Genomic DNA, 25730 nt, shown 5'->3' with positions numbered 1-25730 from the left:
TTATTCTAATGATAAACAAAAAATCTGTCATCATTAATAGATAAAAATCTATTACCAACAACAGATATTGTAGAACCAAAAGTGGCCGAACGGGTCTTTGACGCGGTTAAAGGCCTTAAGATTCCTTACAATGATGTGGTCTTAAATGTGACTATTTCCGTTGGCGTCTCCGTCCTAAGTGCTAGTGATCATAACCCGTTGGACTTTTACAAGCGGGTCGATGCGAACCTTTACCATTCAAAGAAGAATGGTCGCATGCAGATTACGGCTGGTTAAGTATAAAATAATTTGAACGAAGATTCGTGCCAAATGGCTAATTTTAGTGTAAAATAGCTGCTAGTCGTGGGAGTATCGACGACGGATTGGAGCGATTATCGTGGTGTTACTTTTACTGTTACTCTTATTGTTATTCCCAATTCTCCGGTTAGTCTTTGGTTTAGCCGGCTGGTTATTGGGGATTGTCGGGACGGTGATTATCGGGGCCATCGTCTTAGTTGCCTTTGCCGCCCTATTTCGGTTCTTTCTGATTGCTGTTCTGGTCGTCGGGGGACTATGGGCGTCACGCGCACTATTTAATTAATGCATAAGAAAAGGGACCGCAGAAGTGATAAAAAACTTCCATGGTCCCTTTAGTTTACACTGGATAGACGGTTATTCAAATGAGAGCTCGACCAAATAGGTCTGTTCATCTGGCACGTAGCCAGTGGTGATCCAGACGTCGCGATAGTCCAGTTTGGAAGTGCGTGTCTGGTCAAAGAACGTATTGAGGAGGTCCCCGTTTTTAGCTAAAAAGTTTTCATCCATCCGATTGACCAACAGGTGGCCCGCTGGAAAGTAAATATCAGCGTTAGCGACCGGTACCGTATCGGGGACGCCAATAGTGATGACGTTACTGTTGCGTTGTCGAATGAATCGGACCTGTTGTGGATGGCGGTGGATGTAGGTTAAGACATTATAGATTGAATCAGAGTTGCTCGCCACAGTTTTCTGTCTCCCTTCGGTGTCTACTATTGTAACAAATATTTTTAGCTTTACCAGTGGGATGTTTAGTCAATTAACTGTCTTCAGGAGTTGGTCGAGGAGCAGCGAGGAGTGAAACAGGGATAAAAATAACCGTCGGATTGGTGATTTCCCGGTGACGAGATTGAGATAACAAGCCAGTGGCCTAGCTGAAAATTTATTCTTGAAGGAGTGAAAGTAGTCAGTGCTCACAGGCGTATGATACAGGCTCTTTGGCGGATTAATAATGTATAACACAGCCTAGTGCTGAAACGTCCCATAGAGAAAAATCACTGATAAGCCGGTCTGAGGTAGCATGGATTAGGCTCATAAGGAAGGCTATTGCGCCCATGCTAAATTCTAACAATCACCTGGAATTCGGCACTCAAGGTGGGTGTGCACAGTCGAAGCCAGTGTACGGCCATTGTCCCTAAATTAGGTTTCACTTTTTACGAGTAATCCTTTATTGCAAACCGACTTGAGCAGAGTATAATTATCGCATATGCAGTTTTGAAACTTTTACAGAGTGTACAGTATAGAAAGAAGGCCAAAATTCAATGATGCGACTTGCCCGTAAACACTTGGACTGGTGGGCAGTAGCCCTTGCGGTGGGTTTTATGATTATTCAGGTTGCCTGTGATTTATCGTTGCCAACACTAACCTCTAATATCATTGATAAAGGGATTGCGAACAATGACATTGGCTACATCTGGCGTACCGGTGGTCAGATGCTTCTCTTGAGCTTTATCGGTGTGTTAGGTGCGGCAGGTAACGTTTACTATGCGTCAACACAGTCGCAAAAGATGGGGCAACGGATTCGAACCAACCTTTTTAAAAAGGTAACATTTTCCTCGACCGAAGAGTTTGAAACGGTGGGGAACGCCTCACTGATTACCCGGACGACCAACGACGTGGTTCAGATTCAAAACGTTATGGTCCAAATGCTCCGGATGATGTTGATGGCACCTATTATGTTAATCGGTGCGGGAGTCTTGGCTTACGTGAAGAGTCCGCGGTTAACGCTGGTTTTCTTGGTGGCCTTGCCAGTACTGGCAATCTTTACCGGGGCCATCATGGTCTTTGCCGTGCCTTTATTCAAGAGTCTTCAAAAGAAGATTGACCGGATTAACTTAGTCTTTCGTGAAGGATTGACTGGTGTGCGGGTTATTCGGGCGTTCAACCAAGACAAGTTTGAACAGGACCGTTTTGAGGGCGCCAACCAAGACTATACCCAGACAGGGATTAAAGTCTTCATGATTGTTTCATTGATGTTCCCAATTATTACGCTGATTGTGAGTGGGACCAACATTGGAATTGTCTGGTATGGGGGCCAACTGATTGGGAATCAAGCGCTTGAAGTCGGAAATTTGGTTGCGTTCATGACTTATGCGACACAACTCTTGATTAGCTTCATGATGGTTTCCATGGTCTTCGTCTTCGTTCCCCGGGCACAAGCTTCTGCTGCGCGGATCAATGAAGTCATGGACTTGAAGTCGAAAATCAACGATGCTGATGCACCAGTTGATTTAGCGCAGGGCCAAGCTAGTTTAACCTTTGATCACGTTAACTTTCGTTACACGGGTGCTGAGAAATTAGCGCTGGCCGACGTCAACTTTAACGCAACGGCTGGTCAGACGGTCGCAATTATCGGGGGGACTGGCTCTGGGAAATCAACGCTGGTCAATCTGATTCCACGACTATTTGATCCGGAGAGTGGTCAAATCAAGCTGAATGGCACGCCACTGACAGCGGTTAGCCAAAAGGGATTGCACGATGCTATTTCCATCACGCAGCAACAAGCTGTGTTATTCTCGGGAACGGTTCGTAGCAACATGGTCTTCGGGATGCCTGATGCAACTGATGACCAGATTTGGCACGCCCTAGATGTGGCTCAAGCTAGTGATTTTATTAAAGAAGAGGGTGGCTTAGACGCGACCGTTGAACAAAATGGGGACAACTTCTCCGGTGGGCAACGGCAACGGCTGGTCATTGCACGGACGATTTTGAAGCGTGCGAGTGTCTACATTTTTGATGACTCCTTCTCTGCCTTGGATTTCAAGACGGACTCGCTGTTGCGTCAAGAATTGCGTAAGGACGATCAAGTTCAAGCTGGCGTGACTGTCATCGTGGCCCAACGGGTATCTACGGTGGCCGATGCTGACCTGATTTTGGTTATCGACGGCGGTAAGATCGTCGGTCAAGGCACACACGATGAACTGAAAGCCAACAACGAAACGTACCAAGAAATTCTGGATTCACAACTCCGAAAGGGGGACGTCGTCGATGCGTAATGGACGCGGCGCCGCTACAAAACAGCGGCCACAAAAATTTTGGGGAACGACTTTCCGGTTGTTCCGATACATGAAGCGTTGGCTCCCCGGTATTTTCGTCGTCTTAGTCTTTGCCGTGATCTCGGTAGTCTTACAGATCAAGACGCCAAAGATTTTAGGAGAAGCCACAACGGAACTCTTTAAGGGTGTCATGAAGGGTCAAGCCGAGTTAAAGGCAGGAATCGGTATTCACAGTTTTCCAATTGACTTTAGTAAGATCGGTCATATTCTGATTGTCGTCGGCGTCATGTATGCTGGTGCTGCCCTGTTTGGGGTCGTTCAACAGTTAATTATGAGTTGGATCTCGCAAAAGGTCGTTTACCGCTTACGACGCGATTTGAAGCAAAAGATGCAACGCTTATCAATCAGTTATTACGACACGCATAGCAACGGGGATTTAATGTCCCGGATGGCGAACGATATGGATAACATTGGTGGGACGTTGCAACAAACGCTGTCACAAATGGTAACCAGTGTGCTGACCTTCTTTGGGGTGCTGTACATGATGTTAACCATTAGTGGCTGGTTGACGTTGGTTGCCCTAATCTCCGTACCACTGAGTTTACTGGTGGTCATGATCGTGGCACCAAAGTCACAACGCTTCTTCGCGAGTCAACAGAAGAATTTGGGACTACTGAACAATACGGTTGAAGAAACCTATGCTGGACATACGGTTGTTAAGACCTTTAACCGCGAAGGTGCGACCCAAGAAGAGTTTGAAGAGCATAATCAAAAGTATTATCAATCAGCGTGGAAGGCGCAATTTGTTTCTAGTTTGATCTTTCCGCTAATGAACTTCGTCAAGAACCTGGACTACTTAGCCGTTGCGGTTATTGGTGGGATTCAGGTTGCTAACGGGACGGTTAGTTTGGGGAACGTGCAGGCCTTCCTGCAATACACGAACCAATTCTCACAACCCATTACGCAAATGGCGAACTTGACCAACACGATTCAGGCGACGATTGCATCTGCTGAACGGATTTTCGCTGTCTTGGATGAGGACGATATGCCCGATACGGCGACGGCTGAAGTTCCAGCAGCAACGACGCCGGCGGAAAATGTTATCGAATTTGATAACGTGGCTTTCCAATACGTGGAAAACAATCCATTGATTGCCGACTTCAATCTGAAGGTTAAACCGGGTGAAATGGTTGCCATCGTTGGTCCGACTGGTGCTGGGAAGACGACTATTATCAACCTACTCGAACGGTTCTACGATGTGAAGTCCGGGGAGATCAAGTACCGGGGCCAAAACACCGGTAATGTTGACCGAGCTGGTTTGCGGCGGAACTTTGCCATGGTACTACAGGATACCTGGTTATTCACTGGGAGTATCTTCGACAACATCAAGTATGGTCGTGAAGACGCAACGGATGACGAGGTCTACAAAGCGGCTAAGGCTGCTCACGCCGACACCTTCATTCGCCAGTTGCCAGATGGCTATGATACGATTTTGAATGAATCGGCGACGAATATTTCGCAAGGGCAACGGCAATTGTTGACGATTGCCCGGGCTTTCGTGGCTGATCCGGACATCTTGATCTTGGATGAAGCAACGAGTTCGGTCGATACGCGGACGGAAATGCTGATCCAGCACGCCATGGAACGGCTTTTAGCTGGTCGGACGAGCTTCGTGGTTGCGCACAGATTATCCACAATTCAAAATGCTGAAAACATTGTGGTCATGAACCATGGTCATATCGTTGAAACGGGGAATCATGACAGTTTGTTAGCTGCAAATGGTTTCTACGCCGATTTGTACAACAGCCAGTTTACAGGAAATAATTTGGCTTAGTACTTGAGAAAAAACGTCACACTGAGGATGAAGATCCTTGATGTGACGCTTTTTTTAGACTACATAAGTGGTGGTCAATCAAATAAAAAGTTTAGATTTTACTGTTATTCTCACTGGAAAATTGCGTCTGCAGTCCCGCTGTGGGTACAATGAAAACTAGAGAAAGTAGAGGCGATGGCGATGACTTATCCACAAACAAAGGCGGCGTTGCGGCGATTGGTGACTGAAAAGGTGGTTCCGGGCGTGAGCTATGCATTGATTGACGGTGATCGCGTGGAAACTGGAGAAATGGGGGCGGCGGCGTTAGTGCCCCAGCCAGAAATCCTGCGACCGGGGATGGTCTATGACGTGGCTTCACTGACCAAAGTTGTGGGGACACTTAGTGTGGTTCTACAACTCTTAGATCAAGGTCGCCTTCGACTGACAGATTCGGTTTCACAGTGGCTACCAGAATGGCAGGACAGCCGTGTCACGCTGCGGCACTTGTTGACCCATACTTCGGGGATTGTCGGCTACATTCCCAATCGTAACCAGTTGAATGCAGTGGATCTAACCCATGCCTTGCTCCATTTGCACGTGGGGACGACGTTTAATCGGCAAATGGTCTATGCGGACGTCAATTACATCTTCTTGGGCTGGATCGTTGAACGGGTTCTGGGGGTGCCGGTTCAGGTGGCGGCCAAGCAACGGGTCTTGGAACCACTGGGGATGACCCATAGCACGTTTACGCCGGTTGACCCACAGCAGTGTGTACCTACGGCCATTACGGCCGGTCGGGGCTTGGTTCGTGGTGAGGTTCACGATCCCAAAGGCTACGTCTTGCAACGCCGGTGTGGCTCCGCGGGCCTGTTCAGTACGGCGGCAGACTTGACGACGTTCTGTCAAGCCTATTTACATCCTGAGACCTGTCCGGCAGTGTTGCCGCCAACATGGCTCCACCGAATGACCGAAGATTGGACACCCACGGGACAGGCTGGCCGCTCACTAGGCTGGGCATTGACCGCGAGTCAGTGGCCACATCCCCATCGGGTTATCTGGCACTCCGGTTTCACGGGCACTTACTTGGTCATTGACCAGCAACGCCAGCAGGCCATGGTATTCTTAACGAACCGCGTCCACCCGGTAGCACCAAATCTGCCTTATTTGGACCAACGTAACGCAGTGATTGGGACTTACTTGGCTGAAAAAAGTAGGTAAGTTCGGACCTGTTAAAAATATCAGACAGTAGCTGGAGGCATTCCCAACAGCAAACGGAATCCCTGGCAGCCGGAGTGCGGCTGTTTTCACTAATTTAGCCGTGATAATTTCTACTGTCACAGGAGTAACGCAAACATTTTGGCTTTCAACCTTTAGTTGAGCATACGAAAAAGGACGTTGTCCCGTCAGAAATGGCAGGGATAACGTCCTTTGTTTGTGGATTAAAAGGTTGCTGGAATCGATAAAGCTGCTTGTTGGCTGAAATCGGTATCCGGATATTTCCGTTGTAGGGCCGCCACCAATAGATGTTTGGCGATGTCGCCATTTCGGGTGAGAATCGGACCGTGGAAGTAGGAACAGTAGACGTTCTTGTAAATGGCGCCTTCCGTTCCGTCTTCGCCGTTGTTTCCTTTACCGGAGACCACGTTGCCCAGGGGGCGTTCGTCCGCGCCCAGGAACGTCCGGCCTTGATGGTTTTCAAAGCCATGATACGTCTCGCCAGTTTCCTGATTTTTAATGATGATGTTGCCGATGAATCGGTTGTGGTCCTGTGCTAGCGTGTAATGGTCCAACGCGCCGATGCCGGGTAGCTTTTCACCGTCAGCGCCGATGTAGTAATGACCGAGGAGCTGGAAGCCACCACAAATGGCCAGCAGGGGGCCGTCAGATTCGATGAACTTGGTCAGTTCGGCTTTCTTGGTCTGAATATCTTGGGACACGATGGTCTGTTCGAAGTCCTGACCGCCACCAAAGAAGGCCAGATCGTAGTCAGCCGCTTTGAAGTCTTCCTCTAGGCTGACCACCTTAACGTTTAAGTGGACGTCCATTTGTTTAGCGTAGTAGTTCAGTGCCAAGATATTGCCGACGTCACCATAAGTGTTCATGAGGTCGCCATACAGATGGGCGACGTTTAATTCATAAGTCATACGCCAAGACCCTCCTTGATGTAGCCCTTAGTCGCTAAAATCTTCCGTAGTTGCAGCATGGCTGTGTAAGTAGCCAGCACGTAAACGCGTTCGGTCGGCACCTCGGTGATACGAGTAACCACTTTTTCTAAATTGGGTTCGACAATGTGCTTGTCATCTGGAATTCCAGCAACTTTCAACCGGAAAGTGATGTCCTTGTAGCGTTCACCACCGGTGATGACAGCAGGAATCTCGCGGTCAGTTAACTGTTCGAAGTCACCATCCCAGATCCAACTGGTATCGATACCATCAGCGTAATTGGCATTCAACAGGCCAACTAGAGAGAATGGATGCGTGTCCGTACCGATCATGTGGAGCACTTGGTCAAGACCCACGGGGTTCTTGACCAAGATAATCGTGACGCGTTTGCCAGCAACGTCGATGACTTCTTGCCGACCGAAGACCTGTTGATTCGCGTTAAACGCGTCACTGATCTGTTCGGGGTCAACGTTCATAAAACGACCGACGGCATAAGCTGCTAGTGCGTTATAGATGTTATAGGTTCCGCCAACTTGAATCTTGAAGGGATGACCGTCGATCTCGAATTTCGAAGATGTCGGTGTTTGTTCTCCCAGCTTAGTTAGGCGATAGGTCAATTCCGGCCGCGAGAAGCCACAGTTTGGACAGAAGTACTTACCTTGGTTGCTGTAGGTCAGGGAGTGATAGTGTAAAATGTGCTCACAGTTGGGGCACAGGACACCGTCCGTGTTGGGCTTGGCCTTGAAGTCACTGTCGGGTTCGTTATCGAAACCGTAATATTGAATCGAGTTCGGGAGTTCTTTCGAGTGGAAAATCGGTGAGTCGCCATTGGCAATGATGGTCGCGTTCGGTGCCAGCGCCACACCATCCAAAATTTTTTGATAGGTGGTGTAGATTTCACCGTAGCGATCCATTTGATCGCGAAAAATGTTGGTGAACACGAAGGCCTTGGGTTCAATGTACTGCGTCACTTTGATGACGTTAGCTTCATCGACTTCCAAGACGGCTAGTGGTCGTCCAGTCTTCGGGTTTTTGGCATTTAGAAAGGTCGTTACGATTCCCTGCTCCATGTTGGACCCAGTCGGATTGGTCAAAATTGACGGGTATTTTTCGTGGAGCACGGAGACCGTTAACGCGGTTGTCAGTGTCTTCCCATTCGTTCCGGTAATGACGATGACGTCGTATTTGGCTCCCAAGGTTCGTAAAATGTTGGGGTCGAGTTTTAATGTAATTTTTCCTGGGAGAGAACTCCCCCCGTGAAGAAACGTGTGGAGAAACCAGTAAGAGGATTTCCCCGCGAAGGTGGCTACGCCGCTTCTGAATGACATGGATATTTCGCTCCTTAATCGCGACAAGATTTTTTAGTGTCGGGTACCTTAATATTCAAGCCTTAATTTTAGCATTTTTTAAGCGTTTAGGGGAGGACCTTGCTTGAACTTTGAGAAATCGCAAGGAAAGTTTGCTAGCGTGACGGTCGAATTTTACCAGCTAATCAGCTATAATAGATAGAAACTGTCAAAAAGGTGGGAGTAACGTGGCGCAGCTATTTTTCCGTTATGGCGCAATGAACAGTGGGAAGACCATTGAAATTCTTAAGGTCGCTCACAATTACGAGGAACAAGATAAGCGAGTCATTATTATGACGAGTGGGCTGGATACCCGTGATGAGGTTGGTTACATTACGAGTCGGATTGGGCTCAAGCGCAAGGCGCACCCAATTTTTAAAGAGACTAATCTGTACGATGAGATTCAGCGCATCGACTCGCAAGCTAACTGTGTATTGATTGACGAAGCCCAATTTCTGACCAAGGACCACGTGCTACAGTTGGCGAAGGTCGTTGATGACTTACACATTCCAGTGATGACCTTTGGCCTGAAAAATGATTTCCGTAACGAATTGTTCGAGGGTTCTAAGTACCTGATGCTGTACGCGGATAAAATAGAAGAAATGAAGACTATCTGCTGGTTCTGTACCAAGAAGGCTATCATGAACTTACGTTTCCACGACAACAAGCCAGTCTACGAGGGCGAGCAGGTTCAAATTGGTGGTAACGAGGCCTACTACCCGGTTTGCCGGCGTCATTACTTCAATCCACCATTAGACCAGTTCGGTAAGAAGGACTAGCGGTGAAAATAGGCTCGGCTTGGCCGGATAAATGTGATAAACTGACACTTCTGAATATAGCGGTATTCGGTTGAGAGCAGGTACGTTTAGATTCACCGTACTGCGGTTCACCTGTTGTGGGAGAACATCTCCAGACGAAGAGAGGTCTTTCACCTCGTTTTTGACGTGAGGAACACCTGTCGCCAAAGTCACCCTGTTATCAGTACCTAAATTGAAGAAGTAATAAAACACCAAAAAATGTAGTTCCACAAATTGAAACGAGGTTAAATCGAATGGATGAAATGTTTGACAAGCTCCAAGCCGTGGCGGATCGCTATGACGAATTAAATGAGTTGATCAGTGACCCTGACGTGATTGCGGACACGCAAAAATTTATGGCACTCTCCAAAGAAGAAGGGGAATTGCGCGAGACCGTCGACAAGTACCACCAGTACCAAGACGTGACCAAGCAGATTGCTGACGACGATGAAATGTTGCGTGAAAAACTTGACGACGACATGGATGCTATGGTTAAAGAGGAACTGAAGGATCTTAACGACCAAAAGGCTAAGTTGGAAGAAGACATCAAGGTTCTGCTATTGCCTAAGGATCCGAACGATGACAAGAACATCATCATGGAAATTCATGGGGCAGCTGGTGGGGATGAAGCCAGTTTATTTGCTGCCGATCTGTTCAGTATGTATTCCAAATATGCCGAACGCCAAGGCTGGACGATTGAAGTCGTTGACGAGAATGCTACCGAAGTTGGTGGGTTCAAGGAAATTGTTATGATGATCTCCGGCGATAAAGTCTATTCCAAGTTAAAATATGAAAATGGGGCGCACCGTGTGCAACGGGTACCCGTTACCGAGTCTGCTGGCCGGGTACATACTAGTACCGCGACCGTTGGGGTGATGCCTGAAGAAGAGGATGTTGATATCGACATCGACCCTAAGGATATTCGGACCGATGTATACCGGTCATCCGGTGCCGGTGGTCAACATATCAACAAGACGTCTTCTGCCGTTCGGATGACCCACTTGCCAACCGGAATCGTCGTTGCTATGCAAGACGAACGTTCACAACAGCAAAATCGGGCAAAGGCCATGACCATTTTACGGGCGCGGGTTTACGACTACTATAAGCAACAAGAAGAAAGTGCCTACAATGCGGAACGGAAGTCTGCCGTGGGGACTGGGGATCGGTCTGAACGGATTCGGACTTACAATTACCCACAAAACCGTGTGACCGATCACCGTATTGGGTTAACGTTAAATAAGCTTGACCGCATCATGAACGGCGAATTGGATGATATCATCGACGCTTTGATTTTGTCAGACCAAGCCGCTAAGCTTGAAGACTTGAAGAACAATGGCTAAGTTGACGTTCTTTCAGCTGTTAAAAGCAGGTGAGCAACAATTAACTGCTGCTGGACAAGACGCCAGTGCGGCCCAGTACCTTTTACTGGAAGGCCAACAGTGGACGTTTACCACGCTGGTTCAGCATTACCGTGAGGACGTACCAACCGAGTTGACGACCTCTTATCAGGATCAGATCACACGAATCTGTGCTGGTGAGCCCGCACAGTATATTTTGGGACGCGCGCCGTTTTACGGGCGAGAATTCCGAGTGACGCCGGCAACGCTGATTCCCCGTCAAGAGACGGAAGAATTGGTCGAGTGGGTATTAAGCGTCGCCAAGCCGGGACTCGACCTCTTAGACGTGGGGACGGGAAGTGGCGCTATCGCCATTTCGCTCAAGGCAGAACGGCCAGACTGGACGGTCACCGCGACGGATATTTCTGCGGCGGCAGTCACCGTGGCGCAACAGAATGCCCAGCAGCTGCAGGCGTCGATTACATTTGCCGTGGGAGACCTGTTGAAACCGGTACGGGGTCAGCGCTTTGACATCGTCGTGTCGAATCCACCTTATATTGATCGCGCGGAGTTGCCTGTCATGGACGACTCCGTTAAACGTTTCGAACCGGATTCGGCACTATTTGCGGATGACCACGGGCTGGCATTTTATCGACGCTTTGCAGCTGAGCTGATCGCGGTTTTACGGCCGGGTGGTCAGTTCTTCGCTGAAATTGGCTACCATCAGGGTGCGGCGGTACGTGAAATCTTTGCGCTGGCTTTGCCGACCGCCACGGTGACGGTCAAGACGGATATTAACGGTCATGATCGCATGGTTCGCGTGCAATTGAAAAGTTAGAATGGGAGATCAGAGAATTAATGGAAACGAAAATTTTTCAACCAAATGAAATTGGTGAAGCGGCCGCCGCTATTCGTGCGGGTCAGTTGGTGGCTTTCCCTACCGAGACCGTGTATGGCTTAGGCGCCGACGCAACCAACGAACAGGCCGTTAAGCAGGTGTATATGGCTAAGGGCCGTCCGAGTGACAACCCATTGATCGTTCACGTCACGGGTGAAGACACGGTCAAGCAATATGCGCAGCCACTGTCCGATAAGGCTGAGGCACTAATCAAGGCGTTCTGGCCGGGGCCCTTAACGTTGATTTTCACCTTACAGCCCGGGAAATTGTCTAAAGCTGTCACTGGGGGGTTGAACACGGCCGCTTTTCGTAATCCTGATAACCAAGTGACCTTGGACTTGATCAAAGCTGCCGGTGTACCGTTGGTTGGTCCCTCGGCGAATACGTCGGGGAAACCAAGTCCGACCTTGGCCAAGCACGTCTATCATGATTTGAATGGCAAAATTGCTGGTATCTTGGATGACGGACCAACTCAGGTTGGCGTTGAATCGACTGTTCTTGATATGTCGACTGAGATTCCAACAATCTTGCGTCCAGGTGGTGTGACCGAGGAACAATTGGAAGCGGTGATTGGGACGGTTCAATCGAACCATCACAAGGTTGGCAAGGGTGAGATTCCTAAGGCTCCGGGAATGAAGTACAAACATTATGCGCCTAATGCACAGGTCACTATTGTTGACGATGAGACCGACTGGCCAGCAGCACTAGCGTGGGCAGCACAGCAGGATGGCACGATTGGGGTCATGGCGCTAGACCATATTCTAGTGGCTGACCAGTTACCAGTAAATACAGAAGCTTTCTCACTGGGTGCTGACATGACTAGTGCTAGTCATCGCTTGTTCGCGGGTCTGCGTCACTTTGATCTGGAGTCACCCGTGACGGGGATCCTTGCGCAGGGGTTTGCAGCTAAGGGACTAGGTGCGGCTTATATGAACCGGTTGAATAAATCCGCCGGGCAGCAACATTTTGAAAAGTAAATAAATTGGCAGAGTGGGACATAAGGCGGTTAGTTTGCGAGCATTAATGTGATAGCAGGGATTGTACCTGATTCTGGCATAACTTTTACTATCGGGTTAAGCGCAACAAACTGCCCTTATGATGCACGTTTTGCCACCATAATGGTGTAAATAAAGGTTGCGCCTTTCAGAATCCAACAATTCTGAAAGGCGCAACTTTTTGAGTGATGTCCCAGTCAATAAGAAACTATGATGATTGGCTTGCACGTGCCTTCCCGGGGCATCGCCTGATGTGGGAACGGCGAAGATAGAAGTTGATTTGGCCAAAGGTTAAGGGTCAAGTTATTTACGTTACTCTTTTGACGATGAAATTATTAATAGCAATGGTCGCACGCCAGTTGTCAGCGACTAATCGGCTCAACGACATAGATTGATTTTCTGGGTCGGAGCATGAGGGTTGTTCAGAGTTTCTTAGTTCAAGAGGCAACTAACGTGGTGAACAATCAGGTCAGTTTGTAGGGGATATACCACAACAGCTGTCATAAAAAGATAAATAAGCCATCGTGTCCCCACGGCACCAGAAAGTTTGGTAGAATAAAACCAATTACAGTTCAGGAGGGATCGCCAATGAATTTTAAAGAAAAGGATCCAGCTTTATGGGGCGCCATTGCGAAGGAAGAGCAACGACAAGAAAATACGATTGAATTGATTGCTTCCGAAAACATTGTGAGTGAAGCTGTACGGACAGCACAAGGGTCCGTATTGACGAATAAGTATGCTGAAGGCTATCCGGGCAAACGGTACTACGGAGGTACCCAGTACATTGACGTGGTTGAACAGCTTGCCATTGACCGGGCAAAGGAGCTGTTTCACGCCGAATATGCGAACGTCCAACCCCACTCCGGGTCGCAAGCCAATCAGGCCGTCTATGCGGCATTCTTGAAGCCTGGCGATACGATTCTGGGGATGGGCCTCGATGCTGGAGGACATCTAACTCACGGTGCCAAGGTTAATTTCTCTGGTAAGATCTACAATGCCTATAGCTATGCATTGAATCCAGACACAGAACTCCTGGACTACGACATGATTCGAGAAGTGGCACAGAAGGTGAAGCCGAAGATGATTGTTGCCGGGGCTTCTGCGTACTCACGGTTTATTGACTGGAATGCCTTCCGTGAAATCGCGGATGAAGTGGGTGCCTACCTGATGGTTGATATGGCCCATATTGCGGGGCTAGTTGCCACCGGACTACATCCTAGTCCAGTGGGAATTGCGGATGTGGTCACCACGACAACGCATAAGACGTTGCGGGGCCCACGAGGCGGCCTGATCCTCTCTCAAGAAGAGAACGCCAAACGCATCAATTCGGCGGTATTCCCAGGAACACAGGGCGGACCGTTGGAACACGTGATTGCTGGAAAAGCGGCGGCATTTTTTGAAGACCTGCAACCGGAATTTAAAGATTACGCCAAGCAGATTATCGTGAATGCCCATGCGATGGCCGATGAGTTCATGAAGCTACCAGGCGTACGTGTTATTTCCGGCGGTACGGATAATCACTTGATGACACTTGATTTATCGGCAACGACGCTTAATGGGAAGCAGGCTCAGGACTTGCTGGACAGCGTCATGATTACCACCAACAAGGAAGCCATTCCCAATGAAAAATTGAGCCCATTCAAGACATCTGGTATCCGAATTGGGACGCCAGCCATCACCACTCGGGGCTTTAACGCTGATGAATCTCGCGAAGTGGCGCGTCTGATTGTCCAGACGATTACGCACCCTGACGACGAACAAGTCTTAGTCGATGTCCGGCAGCGGGTCCATGAATTAACGCGTGCTCACCCGTTAAATGCCTTACCCTAGAAAAAAGTTTTAGAAAAAACGTTTTCATTTAAAATTTGTCCGTTTTGGTAGCGTAGATAATGGTACAATTGTAAGAAATCATAAAGGAGCGTTTATTCATGGGGAAGTTTCAAGTACTTGACCACCCGTTGATTCAACACAAACTGACGATTATCCGGAACAAAGACTGTGGGACCCGCAGTTTTCGGGAGGTTGTCAACGAAATCTCGACCTTAATGGCATATGAGGTTTCACGCGATATGCCGCTGCAAGATAAGAAGATCGAGACGCCAGTGGCTAAGATGACGGCCAAAGAGCTTTCCGGTAAGAAAGTAGCTATTGTTCCGATCCTGCGTGCTGGGATTGGGATGGTCGATGGTATCCTTGAGTTGATTCCGGCTGCTAAGGTTGGTCACATTGGGATGTACCGGGACGAAAAAACACTCCAGCCTCATGAATATTTTGTTAAGTTGCCGTCCGATATTGATCAGCGACAAGTCTTTGTTGTGGACCCAATGTTGGCAACCGGTGGCTCTGCAATCATGGCAATTGATGCCTTAAAGAAGCGTGGTGCTAGCAATATTAAGTTTGTTTGCTTAGTATCCGCTCCTGAAGGGGTCAAGGCCTTGCAAGAGAAGCACCCCGACGTTGACATTTACACGGCGGCACTTGACGACCACCTGAACGAAGACGGCTACATTGTACCTGGTCTCGGCGATGCCGGTGACCGGCTGTTTGGGACGAAGTAAACTTTAAAGAGATTCGGCTTAATTTGGCCGAGTCTCTTCTTTATTTCAGTAAGGTCAGTTTTTTAATGATTTGGGTCATGTTTTTAGCGGGGCAATTGCGCACGCAAATAGACTGTGAAAGCGTTAACTATCCTTTTAGGGCTTGAGCTTTCCCCCATTAGTTGAGAATGTTTAGCCTGTGAAAAATTGTTTTGTTTTTTATTAGGATTGGTGGTATCATTTCCAGTGTATTTGAATGGAGCACTCGCTTCGTTCGCTATTCCGCTTTTCATGAGAGAACCGCTTGCATGAGGGGGTTCACCTTAGGAATTGCGTCCACATAGTGTTGAAAAGAGGTGATATTCGGTGAGTGATGATCCAGTTTCAACCTTCCAGTTCTTGGGACTGACATTTAGTACTGCTAACGTTGTATCCGGTTTGGTTGTTTTCCTACTGGTAGTGGCAATCGTCTTTTTCACTTCTAGGAAATTGGCCATGAAGCCGACCAAGGGGCAAAACTTCTTGGAATGGTTGATTGATTTTACCAACGGAATTTTGAAGGGATCCATTCCTGCCGGCGATGTCGGTAAGTTCGGTTTGTGGGGGTTCACTCTGTTCCTGTTTCTCTTTCTTTCTAACGAAATTGGGTTGTTTATCCAGGTGGCGACCCGAAGTGGGGCAACGATTATGCGTAGTCCAACTTCAGATCCTATCGCGACGTTAACGTTCTCGTTGATGACGATGATGATTGCCCAATTCGCAGGAGTTTGGAAATTAGGTTACAAGGCGCACTTTGCAAACTACATGAAACCCTTTGTGTTCTGGCTTCCAATCAGTATTTTTGAGGAATTCACGAACTTCTTGACGTTGGGTCTTCGTATTTTCGGGGTTATCTTCTCTGGTGAAATGCTATTAGGAGTAATCTGGGATCTGGCAGTTTCACACGGTATTGTAACGATGATTATTGCATTGCCAATCGAAATGGCTTGGCAAGGATTCTCCGCGTTCTTAGGGGCTATCCAAGCGTTCGTTTTCGTTACGTTGTCATCAGTTTATATTTCTCAAAAGCTAGAACTCGAGGAATAAGTTTTATCTAATTTAAGGAGGAAACACAGATTATGGGAGCTATTGCAGCTGGTATTGCTATGTTTGGTGCCGCCATTGGTGGGGGTATCGGTGATGGTATCGTTATTTCCAAGATGCTAGAAGGTATGGTTCGTCAGCCTGAATTATCAGGTCAATTACGGACGAACATGTTTATTGGTGTTGGGCTGGTTGAAGCCATGCCTATCATTTCCTTCGTTGTTGCTTTGATGGTTATGAACAAGTAGTTACAACGAACAACCGGTAAAAATTTGTAAATATCTGATAGCAAAAGGAGGTGTCAATAGATGCTCTCACATTTAGTAGTTGGTCAGACGCTTTACTTTGGAGATTCGCTTTTCTACATTCTTAGTTTCGTACTTTTAATGTGGATCATTAAGATCTTTGCATGGGGTCCAGTGACGAAGATGATGCAGGACCGGGCTGACAAAATCAGTAATGATATTGACTCAGCAGAAAAGTCCCGTACCGATGCCGCAAGTTTGGTTGAAAAACGCCAAGCAGCTTTGTCAAATTCTCGTTCTGAAGCCCAAACGATTGTGAGCGATGCCAAGTCCAATGGTCAACAGCAACGCGATCAAATCGTGACGCAAGCACAAGCGGACGTTCAAACGATGAAGCAAAATGCCCAAAAGGATATTGAACAAGAACGTCAAGACGCTCTGTCCGATGCCCGTAACGATGTGGCGGATTTATCTATTGAGATTGCTTCCAAGATCATTCAACGAGAATTGAAGGCTGACGATCAAAAGGCGTTAATTGATTCTTATATCGAAGGGTTGGGGAAGCAACATGAGTCTTAATAGGGCAACGGTAGCCAAGCGCTACTCTAAAGCATTATTTGATTTGTTGTCCGAAAAAGACCAACTGGAGTCAGGCTACACAGAGTTACAAGAACTTCGGCGTATCTTCCAGGACAACCCAAAATTGAGCACGATGCTCTCAGACGCTAGCCTGCAGGTTGCTGATCGCGAAGCGTTACTTCAACCACTGTTGAAGCAAGCATCACCGTATATCAAGAACCTGATTCAAATGGTCTACGACTACGGTCGCGTGGAAAATTTGGTCGAAATTATCGATCAATTCCAGGTCTTATATGATGACCTACATCACACGGTTTATGCACAGGTTACAACGGCAGTTACATTATCTGATGATCAAAAGTCACAGATTGAGACTGCTTACGCTAAGCGCGTGGGTGCCGAAAAAGTCATTTTGAGCAGCCGGGTCGACCCAGCTGTGATTGGTGGTGTCATCGTTAAGGCTGCTGATACGGTTCTTGACGGTAGCTTACGAACTAAAATTAATCGTTTACGGCAGCAACTGCTAGCATAACGAATTCGGTGATAAAGAGGTGAAACTTTCATGAGCATTAAAGCTGAGGAAATCAGTGCTCTAATTAAACAACAATTAGAAAGCTATCAAGATGAAATCTCAGTTGAAGAAACTGGTACGGTTACTTACGTTGGTGATGGTGTCGCTCGGGCCCACGGTCTGAACAACGCTTTACAAGGTGAGTTACTGTTGTTTGACAACGGGGTTTATGGGATGGTCCAAAACCTCGAAGCCAGTGACGTTGGTATTGTTATCTTGGGTGATTTCACTGGAATCACTGAAGGCGATACCGTTAAGCGGACTGGCCGAATCATGGAAGTTCCCGTTGGCGATCAATTAATTGGCCGGGTTCTTAACCCATTGGGTCAACCAATTGACGGTAAAGGGGACATTTCCACAGACAAGACGCGTCCTATCGAACATAAAGCACCTGGTGTTATGGATCGGCAAGGGGTTAATGAACCTCTACAGACCGGGATTAAGGCTATCGATGCTTTGGTTCCAATTGGTCGTGGCCAACGTGAATTGATCATTGGTGACCGGAAGACTGGGAAGTCGTCTATTGCCATTGACACGATCATTAACCAAAAGGGTCAAGACATGATCTGTATTTACGTCGCCATTGGTCAGAAGGCTTCTACGGTTCGTGCTCAAGTTTCTACGCTGGAGAAGTTCGGCGCAATGGACTACACGATCGTCGTTACGGCGAGTCCTTCTGAACCAGCGCCATTGCTCTACATCGCGCCATATGCCGGTGCAGCGATGGGTGAAGAGTTCATGCATAACGGCAAGCATGTGTTGATCGTCTATGATGATTTAACCAAGCAAGCCGATGCTTACCGTGAACTTTCTTTGATTCTGCGGCGTGCGCCAGGTCGTGAAGCTTACCCTGGTGACATTTTCTACACCCACTCTCGTTTGTTGGAACGGGCAGCTAAGTTAAGCGATAAGCTTGGTGGCGGTTCAATGACGGCTTTACCTGTCATTGAAACCAAGGCCGGTGACGTTTCTGCTTATATTCCAACCAACGTTATTTCCATCACCGATGGTCAAATCTTCCTGAACAGCGATTCCTTCTATTCAGGTATTCGACCAGCCATGGATGCCGGGACTTCTGTTTCTCGGGTTGGTGGGGACGCTCAAATCAAGGCCATGAAGAAGGTTGCTGGGACTTTACGGTTGGACTTATCTGCTTACCGTGAACTGGAATCCTTCGCGCAATTTGGTTCTGATTTGGATGCCGCTACGCAAGCACGCTTAGCACGTGGGGCCCGGACCGTTGAAGTCTTAAAGCAAGGCTTACACGAATCTGTTCCCGTTGCTAAGGAAGTTATTATCTTGTTTGCTTTGACTCATGGTCATTTGGACAAGCTTGAAGTGTCTGACGTCTTACGTTACCAAAATGAATTGTTTGATTACATGGATGCTAGTCACCAAGACCTTGAAGATACGATCACGACGACCGGGAACTTACCTGAAGGTAGTTCTCTGGAAGACGCCATCGCTGAATTCGATACGACTTTCCAGCCGACTGCCAAAGCAGATGATACGGCGACCAACTCGGCTGATTAAGAGTACTTGAAGGAAGGATGGTGAGAAATAATGGCTGAATCAATTCATGACGTTCAACGTCGAATTACGTCCACGAAAGCAACCCGTCAAATTACGGCGGCGATGCACATGGTCTCGACGGCGAAGTTAAATAAGATTCAGAAACAAGCAGTCGGCTACCAAGACTATGTTTCTAAAGTTAAGGCTGTCGTCATGCATCTTTCGCAGTCTCATCTGTTGGATAATTCCTCAAGTAGCCTGCAGTCGAACCGTCCAGTAAAGAAAACCGCATATTTAGTGATCACCTCCGATCGTGGAATGGTTGGGAGCTACAATAGCAGCGTTTTACGGGATGCTAATGCGTTCATTAAAGAACGGACGCCTAATCCTGACGACTACATGGTGTTAGCCGTTGGGGGCACTGGTGCTGACTTTTATAAGCATCGGGGCGTTAACGTAGCTTATGAATATCGTGGTGTCAGTGACGTTCCTGAATTTAATGAAGTTCGGGAAATTGTCAAGACGGTTACCACGATGTTCAATAACGAAGTCTTCGATGAACTCTTCGTGTGCTACAATCATTTTGTTAACCGGATTTCATCCCGTTTTCGGGCTGAAAAAATGTTGCCAGTCGATGGGGAAGCTCTGTCTACTGATGCGGCAAACGATACGAAAACAACACCGCTAACGGCTGAATACGACACAGAACCTTCTGAAGAGGGCGTCTTACAGGTCGTACTGCCACAATACGCAGAAAGCTTAGTTTACGGTGCGATTTTGGACGCTAAGACGGCCGAACATGCATCAAGTACTAACGCGATGCAGTCTGCTACTGATAATGCCGATGATTTAATTGCGACCCTGCAGTTGCACTATAACCGTGCGCGTCAAGCAGCGATCACGACTGAAATCACCGAAATTACTGGTGGGCAGGAAGCCTTAAATAACTAATGACGGGAGGAATTAACGAATAATGAGTGCTGGTAAAATTGTTCAAGTTATCGGACCTGTTGTTGACGTTGAATTCCCGCTGAACGATGAATTACCCGATATCAACACTGCCCTTAACATCAAAAAAGATGATGGTAGTATCCTTGTAACCGAAGTTGCCTTGGAATTAGGTGACGGGGTTATGCGGACCATTGCCATGGACGGTACCGATGGTCTTCGCCGGGGATTGGAAGTAGAAAACACTGGTGCTTCTATTTCTGTTCCTGTTGGTGACGACACACTTGGTCGGGTATTTAACGTTCTCGGGAATCCCATTGACGGCGGTGCCGAATTTGGACCAGACGCAGAACGGATGCCAATTCACCGTGATGCACCTAAGTATGACGAATTAAACCCTACGACTGAAATTCTAGAAACTGGGATCAAGGTTATTGACTTGCTCGAACCTTACGTTCGTGGTGGGAAGATTGGGTTGTTCGGTGGTGCCGGTGTTGGTAAGACCGTTTTAATTCAAGAATTAATTCATAACATTGCCCAAGGCCATAACGGGATCTCCGTCTTCACCGGTGTCGGTGAACGGACTCGTGAAGGTAACGATATGTACTGGGAAATGAAGGGGTCTGGGGTTCTGAAGCAAACGGCCATGGTTTATGGTCAAATGAACGAACCTCCTGGTGCCCGGATGCGGGTTGCCTTGACTGGTTTGACGATTGCGGAATACTTCCGTGACGTTAAGGGTCAAGATGTTCTGTTATTCATCGATAACATTTTCCGGTTCACGCAAGCCGGTTCTGAAGTTTCTGCTCTGTTAGGGCGGATTCCTTCAGCCGTTGGTTACCAACCAACGTTGGCTACTGAAATGGGTCAATTACAGGAACGGATCACGTCAACGAAGAAGGGGTCTATCACCTCTATTCAAGCCGTTTATGTGCCTGCCGATGACTATACCGACCCTGCTCCTGCCACGACTTTCGCCCATTTGGATGCCACGACTAACTTGGAACGTGCTTTGACGCAACAAGGGATTTATCCAGCCGTGGACCCATTGGCTTCAACGTCAACTGCTCTGGCCCCTGAAATTATCGGCCAAGAACACTACGATGTCGCCACGGAAGTTCAACATGTTTTGCAACGGTACCATGAATTGCAAGACATCATCTCTATCTTAGGGATGGATGAACTGTCCGATGAAGAACAGACGATTGTTAACCGTGCTCGGCGGATTCAATTCTTCCTGTCACAACCATTCTCCGTTGCTTCACAGTTTACGGGTATGGACGGGAAGTACGTTAAGTTGGAAGATACGATCCGGAGTTTCAAGGAAATTCTTGATGGGAAGTATGACGACCTACCAGAAGATGCCTTCCGGAACTGTGGCGCTATCGAAGACGCCGTTGAGAAAGCGAAGAAAATGAACGCTGCCGTTGCCGACAAGTAGGGAGGGATTCTAATTGGCTGATAATCAATCAGTGTTATCTGTTAGTATCGTTACCCCTGATGGTCGCGTCTATGAAGGAGATAGTGATTTATTAGTTGTCAAAACGACAATTGGTGAATTAGGGATCATGCCGAATCACGTGCCGCTTATCGCTTCACTAGAGGTTGATGAGACGCGGGTGAAATTAGGCGATCACGAAGACGAAATTGCCGTTAATGGTGGTTTCATCGAGTTCTCCGACAACGTGGCAACCATTGTTGCAGACAGTGCGGAACGTCAAAACGATATTGATGTTGACCGGGCGCAAAGTGCTCGTCAACGGGCTGAAGCGACGATCAAGAAGGCACAAGAGTCCCATGATCCAGATACTTTGGCACGTGCTGAAGTTGCTTTGCGACGTGCCATCAACCGGATTAACGTCGCTAATCATTAAATATTGTGTAAACCATTTTTGGTTTGCTTTTAGGCGAGTGCTTCCATTGCGAAGTGCTCGCTTTTTTGGTACCATCATGTCAGGTTCGTTCAGTTAACGTGGTTAATAAAAATAATTGTAATATTACAAATGCCGTTTTTAAAGGAATCGCAAGGACACACACGAAAAATTATGCTATAGTTAGTGAGAATGTTTAGGAAGGATTGAGGTAATGAAACTCATTGGGCTACAGGCTATATTAACGATCATCAGTCACTTGTCTTTTATCGCGCTCGCTTTTTGGGCGATTTCGGCATTGCACATTGAGCGATTAATGACGTTTTATCCGCGGCAATCTCGTGTCTTGATTGTGATGTTAGCGGTTGCGGTCGGCTTCGCCTGTAGCTCATTCTTTTTGGACTTCATTAATAACGTTCGTAATCTGGGCTATCTATTGTGATTGGCCTATAAAAATCTTTGGAGGTATCCCATGGAAAAAATTGTTATTCATGGTGGGAACCGCTTATCTGGTGTGGTCCACATTGAAGGGGCCAAGAATGCCGTGTTGCCAATCCTAGCAGCGTCCATTCTGGCTCAAGACGGACTCACTCGTTTAGCAAATGTTCCGGTTTTGTCTGATGTTTATACAATGAATAAAGTTCTCCGCTTCTTAAACTTGCGCGTCGATTTTGACGAAGCCAAACGAGAAGTGACAATTGATGCTACGAAGCAGGTTTCCAGTGAAGCACCGTTTGAATATGTCTCCAAGATGCGAGCTTCTATCGTCGTCATGGGACCGTTGTTGGCTCGTCTCGGTCACGCACGGGTTGCTTTACCTGGTGGCTGCGCTATTGGCACGCGACCAATTGATCTGCATCTGAAGGGTCTCGAAGCTTTGGGTGCTCGAATTGAACAGCATGATGGTTATATCGAAGCATTTGCTGATCGGTTACAAGGTAGTCACATTTACTTAGATTTTCCAAGCGTTGGGGCCACGCAAAACATTATGATGGCGGCTTGCTTGGCTAATGGGACAACTGTGATCGATAACGTTGCCCGTGAACCAGAAATCGTGGACTTGGCAAACGTCCTAAACAAGATGGGCGCACGGGTACGTGGTGCAGGAACCGAAACGTTACGGATCAATGGGGTCGAAAAGATGCACGGTGCAGAACACAGTGTGGTCCAAGACCGAATCGAGGCTGGGACGTTTATGGTTGGCGCTGCCCTGACTCACGGGAACGTGTTGATTAAGGATGGCATCGTTGAACATAACAAACCTTTAATTTCAAAACTGCAGGAAATGGGCGTTCAAGTGACAGAAGAACCTGCTGGTATCCGTGTTATCGGGCCAGACAAGCTCAAGCCAACGGATGTTAAAACGTTACCGTATCCTGGATTTCCAACTGATATGCAGCCACAGATGACCATTCTGCAATTGGCCGCTGAAGGAACGAGTACCATGACTGAAACGGTATTCGAAAACCGCTTCATGCATTTGGAAGAATTGCGGCGGATGAACGCACAGTTCCAAATTAACGGTCGCACCGTAGTTATGCACGGACCAACCGATTTTAACGGCGCTGAAGTGGCCGCGACGGACTTACGTGCCGCAGCTGCTTTGGTTCTCGCTGGCTTGGTTGCCGATGGTTATACACAGGTTACAAACTTGAAGTACTTAGATCGTGGTTATTATGACTTCCACAAGAAGTTGACCGCGCTAGGTGCTGAAGTTAAACGGATCGATGTCCCTGACGACGATACCGTTGTTCTGAAGAATACACATGTTAATAATTAAGTAATTTATGAGGTGGCAGGGTTGCCGCCTTTTTGTTTAGAACCATAGATATGGAAAGGCAACAACGGGCTGTTGACTGGCGAGCAGAAAGCCTGTTCTTGGGCTGGAGGTGTTCCACAACAAGCGGGATTCTTGACAGCCGGCGTGCGGTTATTTTCACTAGTTTAGCCGTGATAATTTTTACTGGCGCAAGAGTAACGTTGGGCCTGTACCCTTAGATTACGTAAAGAAAACGGTAACAAAGGGGCTTAACCGAACATTCTCCGAGAAATCATTTAGTGTTCGCAAGGATTATGGTATAATGAAATGTTGAAAATTGGCATTAAAAATCAGGAGGACGCATAAGTATGGCGAAAGACATTGGAATTGACCTAGGAACCGCGAACGTTTTAATCTACGTGGTCGGTAAGGGTATTGTATTAAACGAACCGTCCGTTGTGGCAATCGATACCAAGACGGATAAGGTATTAGCGGTAGGCTCAGAAGCTTACCGGATGGTTGGACGGACACCAGGTAACATTCGGGCAATTCGTCCCCTTAAGGACGGGGTCATTTCTGATTTCGATATTACCGAAGCTATGCTCTCCTACTTTATTAACAAGCTTAGTGTCAAAGGCTTCTTATCCAAACCCAACATTATGATCTGTGCACCCACGAACATCACGGAAATCGAACGTAAAGCCATCGTTCAGGCTGCCGAGAAGTCTGGTGGCGCAAAGGTCTACTTGGAGGCTGAACCTAAGGTAGCCGCTCTGGGTGCTGGCATGGATATCTTTAAGCCTAGTGGTAACATGGTTATCGATATGGGTGGGGGAACTAGTGATATTGCGATTCTCTCGCTGGGAGACATCGTGGCTAGCCGTTCAATTCGTGTTGCTGGTGACCGAATGAACTCTGAAATCGTCAACTACGTTAAGCGTAACCACAACTTGGTTATTGGAGAACGGACCGCTGAAACCATTAAGATTAAGATTGGGACAGCGTATCCAGAGCCTGGTAACAGCGACAAGACAATGGATGTCCGTGGCCGAGATTCCGTTAGTGGGATGCCTACCGAAGTGACGATTACCGCCGCTGAGGTTGAGGAAGCCATTCATGATTCCGTTGAACAAATTGTTTCGGCTGCCATGGCTGTTTTGGAAACGACACCGCCAGAGTTAGCCGCTGATATCATTGACCGGGGCATTATGTTGACTGGTGGTGGTGCTTTGTTAGACGGTATCGATAAGTTGTTCTCAGAACGCCTAACAGTGCCTGTCATCATTTCTGAAGACCCACTGGATAACGTGGCTAAGGGTGCCGGCGTTCTGCTGGAGCACATGGACACGAAGACGGCTAAGGAAAACAACGACTAGTAAGTCATTAAAGGGGGACTGGCGATGCGTCGCCTACTAAGCTTCTTAGTGCGGGGATATCAGCGGTTTATTTCACCACTGTTTCCCCCGACCTGTCGGTATTATCCGACCTGCTCGACCTATATGTTACAGGCCTTAGAGAAGCATGGCGCGTTCAAGGGAAGCCTGATGGGCATCGCACGTATTTTACGATGTCAGCCGTTCGTTCGGGGTGGCGTGGATCCAGTACCGGATCACTTCACCCTGAAGCGTAATGTGGCAGCGGAGAAGAAATACCGTGAAGCCATGAAATTGGATCAAGAACCCCCCATCAAGTAAAGGAGAGTTGGCATGAGCAAACGAGAAAAATCAGTAGAAGTCACCGTTGACGATCAAAAGTTGCCGGATGGTGGCACGATGTCCGTGTTGAAGATTGGCGATGAAACGATTGGAACAGTTACGCCAATGGACGACCGTTTCGAAGCCCAATTGAATGACGGCGACGTTTACCGCGTTAAGACGGTCGACGAAGGTGTCGAACTCCTGTTGCGGGATTACCACCTGCATCGTGGTTAATAAATTTTAGTAAAGTTGGCCGGAGTGTGACGTTATCGTACACTTCGGCCTTTATA

27 protein-coding genes are annotated in these 25730 nt (G+C 47.7%); 24 read left to right on the top strand and 3 right to left on the bottom strand.

Features of this window, described 5'->3' with window-relative positions; translation table 11 throughout:
* The first annotated feature begins 81 nt into the window (after positions 1 to 81).
* A complete protein-coding gene (locus EKM89_RS02815; RefSeq protein WP_225421797.1) occupies positions 82 to 276 on the top strand; it encodes a GGDEF domain-containing protein in 195 nt (64 codons plus the stop codon).
* Positions 277 to 376: 100 nt separating this feature from the next.
* Positions 377 to 580, top strand: coding sequence for a hypothetical protein (locus EKM89_RS02810; protein ID WP_048732220.1), 204 nt, complete (start codon positions 377 to 379; stop codon positions 578 to 580).
* 71 nt (positions 581 to 651) lie between these two features.
* Here EKM89_RS02810 and EKM89_RS02805 read toward each other — a convergent pair whose 3' ends face one another.
* Positions 652 to 981: a hypothetical protein gene (locus EKM89_RS02805; protein WP_125685643.1), complete on the bottom strand. Its 330-nt coding sequence runs from the start codon at positions 979 to 981 to the stop codon at positions 652 to 654.
* Between the two features lie 575 nt (positions 982 to 1556).
* On the opposite strand from EKM89_RS02805, the gene EKM89_RS02800 reads away from it, so the two are divergent.
* The 3 genes from EKM89_RS02800 to EKM89_RS02790 all read left to right on the top strand — a co-directional run bounded on the left by EKM89_RS02800 (position 1557) and on the right by EKM89_RS02790 (position 6321).
* A complete protein-coding gene (locus EKM89_RS02800) occupies positions 1557 to 3290 on the top strand; it encodes an ABC transporter ATP-binding protein (RefSeq protein ID WP_125685642.1) in 1734 nt (577 codons plus the stop codon).
* Positions 3283 to 5124 carry an ABC transporter ATP-binding protein gene (locus EKM89_RS02795; RefSeq protein WP_125685641.1) on the top strand — a complete coding sequence of 614 codons (1842 nt, stop codon included), beginning with the start codon at positions 3283 to 3285 and terminating at the stop codon, positions 5122 to 5124. The genes EKM89_RS02800 and EKM89_RS02795 overlap by 8 nt, the downstream gene beginning before the upstream one ends.
* A gap of 180 nt (positions 5125 to 5304) precedes the next feature.
* Complete coding sequence (locus tag EKM89_RS02790) at positions 5305 to 6321, top strand: serine hydrolase domain-containing protein (RefSeq protein ID WP_125685640.1); 1017 nt, start codon at positions 5305 to 5307, stop codon at positions 6319 to 6321.
* A gap of 221 nt (positions 6322 to 6542) precedes the next feature.
* On the opposite strand, the gene EKM89_RS02785 is transcribed toward EKM89_RS02790, so the two are convergent.
* Positions 6543 to 7247: a type 1 glutamine amidotransferase gene (locus EKM89_RS02785; RefSeq protein ID WP_125685639.1), complete on the bottom strand. Its 705-nt coding sequence runs from the start codon at positions 7245 to 7247 to the stop codon at positions 6543 to 6545.
* On the bottom strand, positions 7244 to 8593 hold the full coding sequence (locus EKM89_RS02780) for a Mur ligase family protein (protein WP_125685638.1): 1350 nt from the start codon (positions 8591 to 8593) through the stop codon (positions 7244 to 7246). The genes EKM89_RS02785 and EKM89_RS02780 overlap by 4 nt, the downstream gene beginning before the upstream one ends.
* 206 nt (positions 8594 to 8799) lie before the next feature.
* Between EKM89_RS02780 and EKM89_RS02775 the strand changes: the two genes are divergently transcribed.
* The 19 genes from EKM89_RS02775 to EKM89_RS02685 all read left to right on the top strand — a co-directional run bounded on the left by EKM89_RS02775 (position 8800) and on the right by EKM89_RS02685 (position 25674).
* Positions 8800 to 9390 (top strand): thymidine kinase, encoded by a 591-nt coding sequence (locus EKM89_RS02775; protein WP_125685637.1) that lies wholly within the window; start codon positions 8800 to 8802, stop codon positions 9388 to 9390.
* Between the two features lie 272 nt (positions 9391 to 9662).
* Positions 9663 to 10748: a peptide chain release factor 1 gene (prfA, locus tag EKM89_RS02770; protein WP_125685636.1), complete on the top strand. Its 1086-nt coding sequence runs from the start codon at positions 9663 to 9665 to the stop codon at positions 10746 to 10748.
* A complete protein-coding gene (gene prmC / locus EKM89_RS02765; RefSeq protein ID WP_125685635.1) occupies positions 10741 to 11583 on the top strand; it encodes a peptide chain release factor N(5)-glutamine methyltransferase in 843 nt (280 codons plus the stop codon). The genes prfA and prmC overlap by 8 nt, the downstream gene beginning before the upstream one ends.
* Before the next feature lie 20 nt (positions 11584 to 11603).
* A complete protein-coding gene (locus EKM89_RS02760) occupies positions 11604 to 12620 on the top strand; it encodes an L-threonylcarbamoyladenylate synthase (protein WP_125685634.1) in 1017 nt (338 codons plus the stop codon).
* Between the two features lie 606 nt (positions 12621 to 13226).
* Complete coding sequence (gene glyA, locus EKM89_RS02755; protein ID WP_125685633.1) at positions 13227 to 14468, top strand: serine hydroxymethyltransferase; 1242 nt, start codon at positions 13227 to 13229, stop codon at positions 14466 to 14468.
* Between the two features lie 98 nt (positions 14469 to 14566).
* On the top strand, positions 14567 to 15196 hold the full coding sequence (gene upp, locus EKM89_RS02750) for a uracil phosphoribosyltransferase (RefSeq protein WP_125685632.1): 630 nt from the start codon (positions 14567 to 14569) through the stop codon (positions 15194 to 15196).
* A 345-nt stretch (positions 15197 to 15541) separates the two neighbouring features.
* Positions 15542 to 16261, top strand: a complete 720-nt coding sequence (atpB, locus tag EKM89_RS02745; RefSeq protein WP_125685631.1) for a F0F1 ATP synthase subunit A — start codon at positions 15542 to 15544, stop codon at positions 16259 to 16261.
* Between the two features lie 32 nt (positions 16262 to 16293).
* On the top strand, positions 16294 to 16506 hold the full coding sequence (gene atpE / locus EKM89_RS02740; protein ID WP_048732192.1) for a F0F1 ATP synthase subunit C: 213 nt from the start codon (positions 16294 to 16296) through the stop codon (positions 16504 to 16506).
* A gap of 60 nt (positions 16507 to 16566) precedes the next feature.
* A complete protein-coding gene (gene atpF / locus EKM89_RS02735; protein WP_125685630.1) occupies positions 16567 to 17082 on the top strand; it encodes a F0F1 ATP synthase subunit B in 516 nt (171 codons plus the stop codon).
* Positions 17072 to 17614 carry an ATP synthase F1 subunit delta gene (atpH, locus tag EKM89_RS02730; protein WP_125685629.1) on the top strand — a complete coding sequence of 181 codons (543 nt, stop codon included), beginning with the start codon at positions 17072 to 17074 and terminating at the stop codon, positions 17612 to 17614. The genes atpF and atpH overlap by 11 nt, the downstream gene beginning before the upstream one ends.
* Positions 17615 to 17644: 30 nt before the next feature.
* Positions 17645 to 19186: a F0F1 ATP synthase subunit alpha gene (gene atpA, locus EKM89_RS02725; RefSeq protein ID WP_125685628.1), complete on the top strand. Its 1542-nt coding sequence runs from the start codon at positions 17645 to 17647 to the stop codon at positions 19184 to 19186.
* 30 nt (positions 19187 to 19216) lie between these two features.
* A complete protein-coding gene (locus tag EKM89_RS02720) occupies positions 19217 to 20116 on the top strand; it encodes a F0F1 ATP synthase subunit gamma (protein ID WP_125685627.1) in 900 nt (299 codons plus the stop codon).
* A gap of 22 nt (positions 20117 to 20138) precedes the next feature.
* The gene (atpD, locus tag EKM89_RS02715) at positions 20139 to 21554 is read left to right on the top strand and encodes a F0F1 ATP synthase subunit beta (RefSeq protein ID WP_125685626.1); all 1416 of its coding nucleotides are present in this window, start codon (positions 20139 to 20141) and stop codon (positions 21552 to 21554) included.
* A gap of 13 nt (positions 21555 to 21567) precedes the next feature.
* A complete protein-coding gene (locus EKM89_RS02710; protein WP_125685625.1) occupies positions 21568 to 21987 on the top strand; it encodes a F0F1 ATP synthase subunit epsilon in 420 nt (139 codons plus the stop codon).
* Positions 21988 to 22198: 211 nt separating this feature from the next.
* Positions 22199 to 22426 carry a DUF1146 family protein gene (locus tag EKM89_RS02705; protein WP_048732179.1) on the top strand — a complete coding sequence of 76 codons (228 nt, stop codon included), beginning with the start codon at positions 22199 to 22201 and terminating at the stop codon, positions 22424 to 22426.
* Between the two features lie 30 nt (positions 22427 to 22456).
* Positions 22457 to 23764, top strand: a complete 1308-nt coding sequence (murA, locus tag EKM89_RS02700) for a UDP-N-acetylglucosamine 1-carboxyvinyltransferase (protein ID WP_125685624.1) — start codon at positions 22457 to 22459, stop codon at positions 23762 to 23764.
* A 347-nt stretch (positions 23765 to 24111) separates the two neighbouring features.
* Positions 24112 to 25119, top strand: coding sequence for a rod shape-determining protein (mreB, locus tag EKM89_RS02695; protein ID WP_125685623.1), 1008 nt, complete (start codon positions 24112 to 24114; stop codon positions 25117 to 25119).
* Positions 25120 to 25143: 24 nt separating this feature from the next.
* Positions 25144 to 25437 carry a membrane protein insertion efficiency factor YidD gene (gene yidD / locus EKM89_RS02690; protein ID WP_125685622.1) on the top strand — a complete coding sequence of 98 codons (294 nt, stop codon included), beginning with the start codon at positions 25144 to 25146 and terminating at the stop codon, positions 25435 to 25437.
* Between the two features lie 12 nt (positions 25438 to 25449).
* On the top strand, positions 25450 to 25674 hold the full coding sequence (locus EKM89_RS02685) for a DUF2969 domain-containing protein (RefSeq protein ID WP_048732168.1): 225 nt from the start codon (positions 25450 to 25452) through the stop codon (positions 25672 to 25674).
* Positions 25675 to 25730 lie beyond the last annotated feature (56 nt).

Origin of the sequence: Levilactobacillus fujinensis (assembly GCF_003946335.1) — a bacterium.
Taxonomy (GTDB): Bacteria; Bacillota; Bacilli; order Lactobacillales; family Lactobacillaceae; genus Levilactobacillus; species Levilactobacillus fujinensis.
This window is presented reverse-complemented; position numbering and strand designations above follow the sequence as displayed.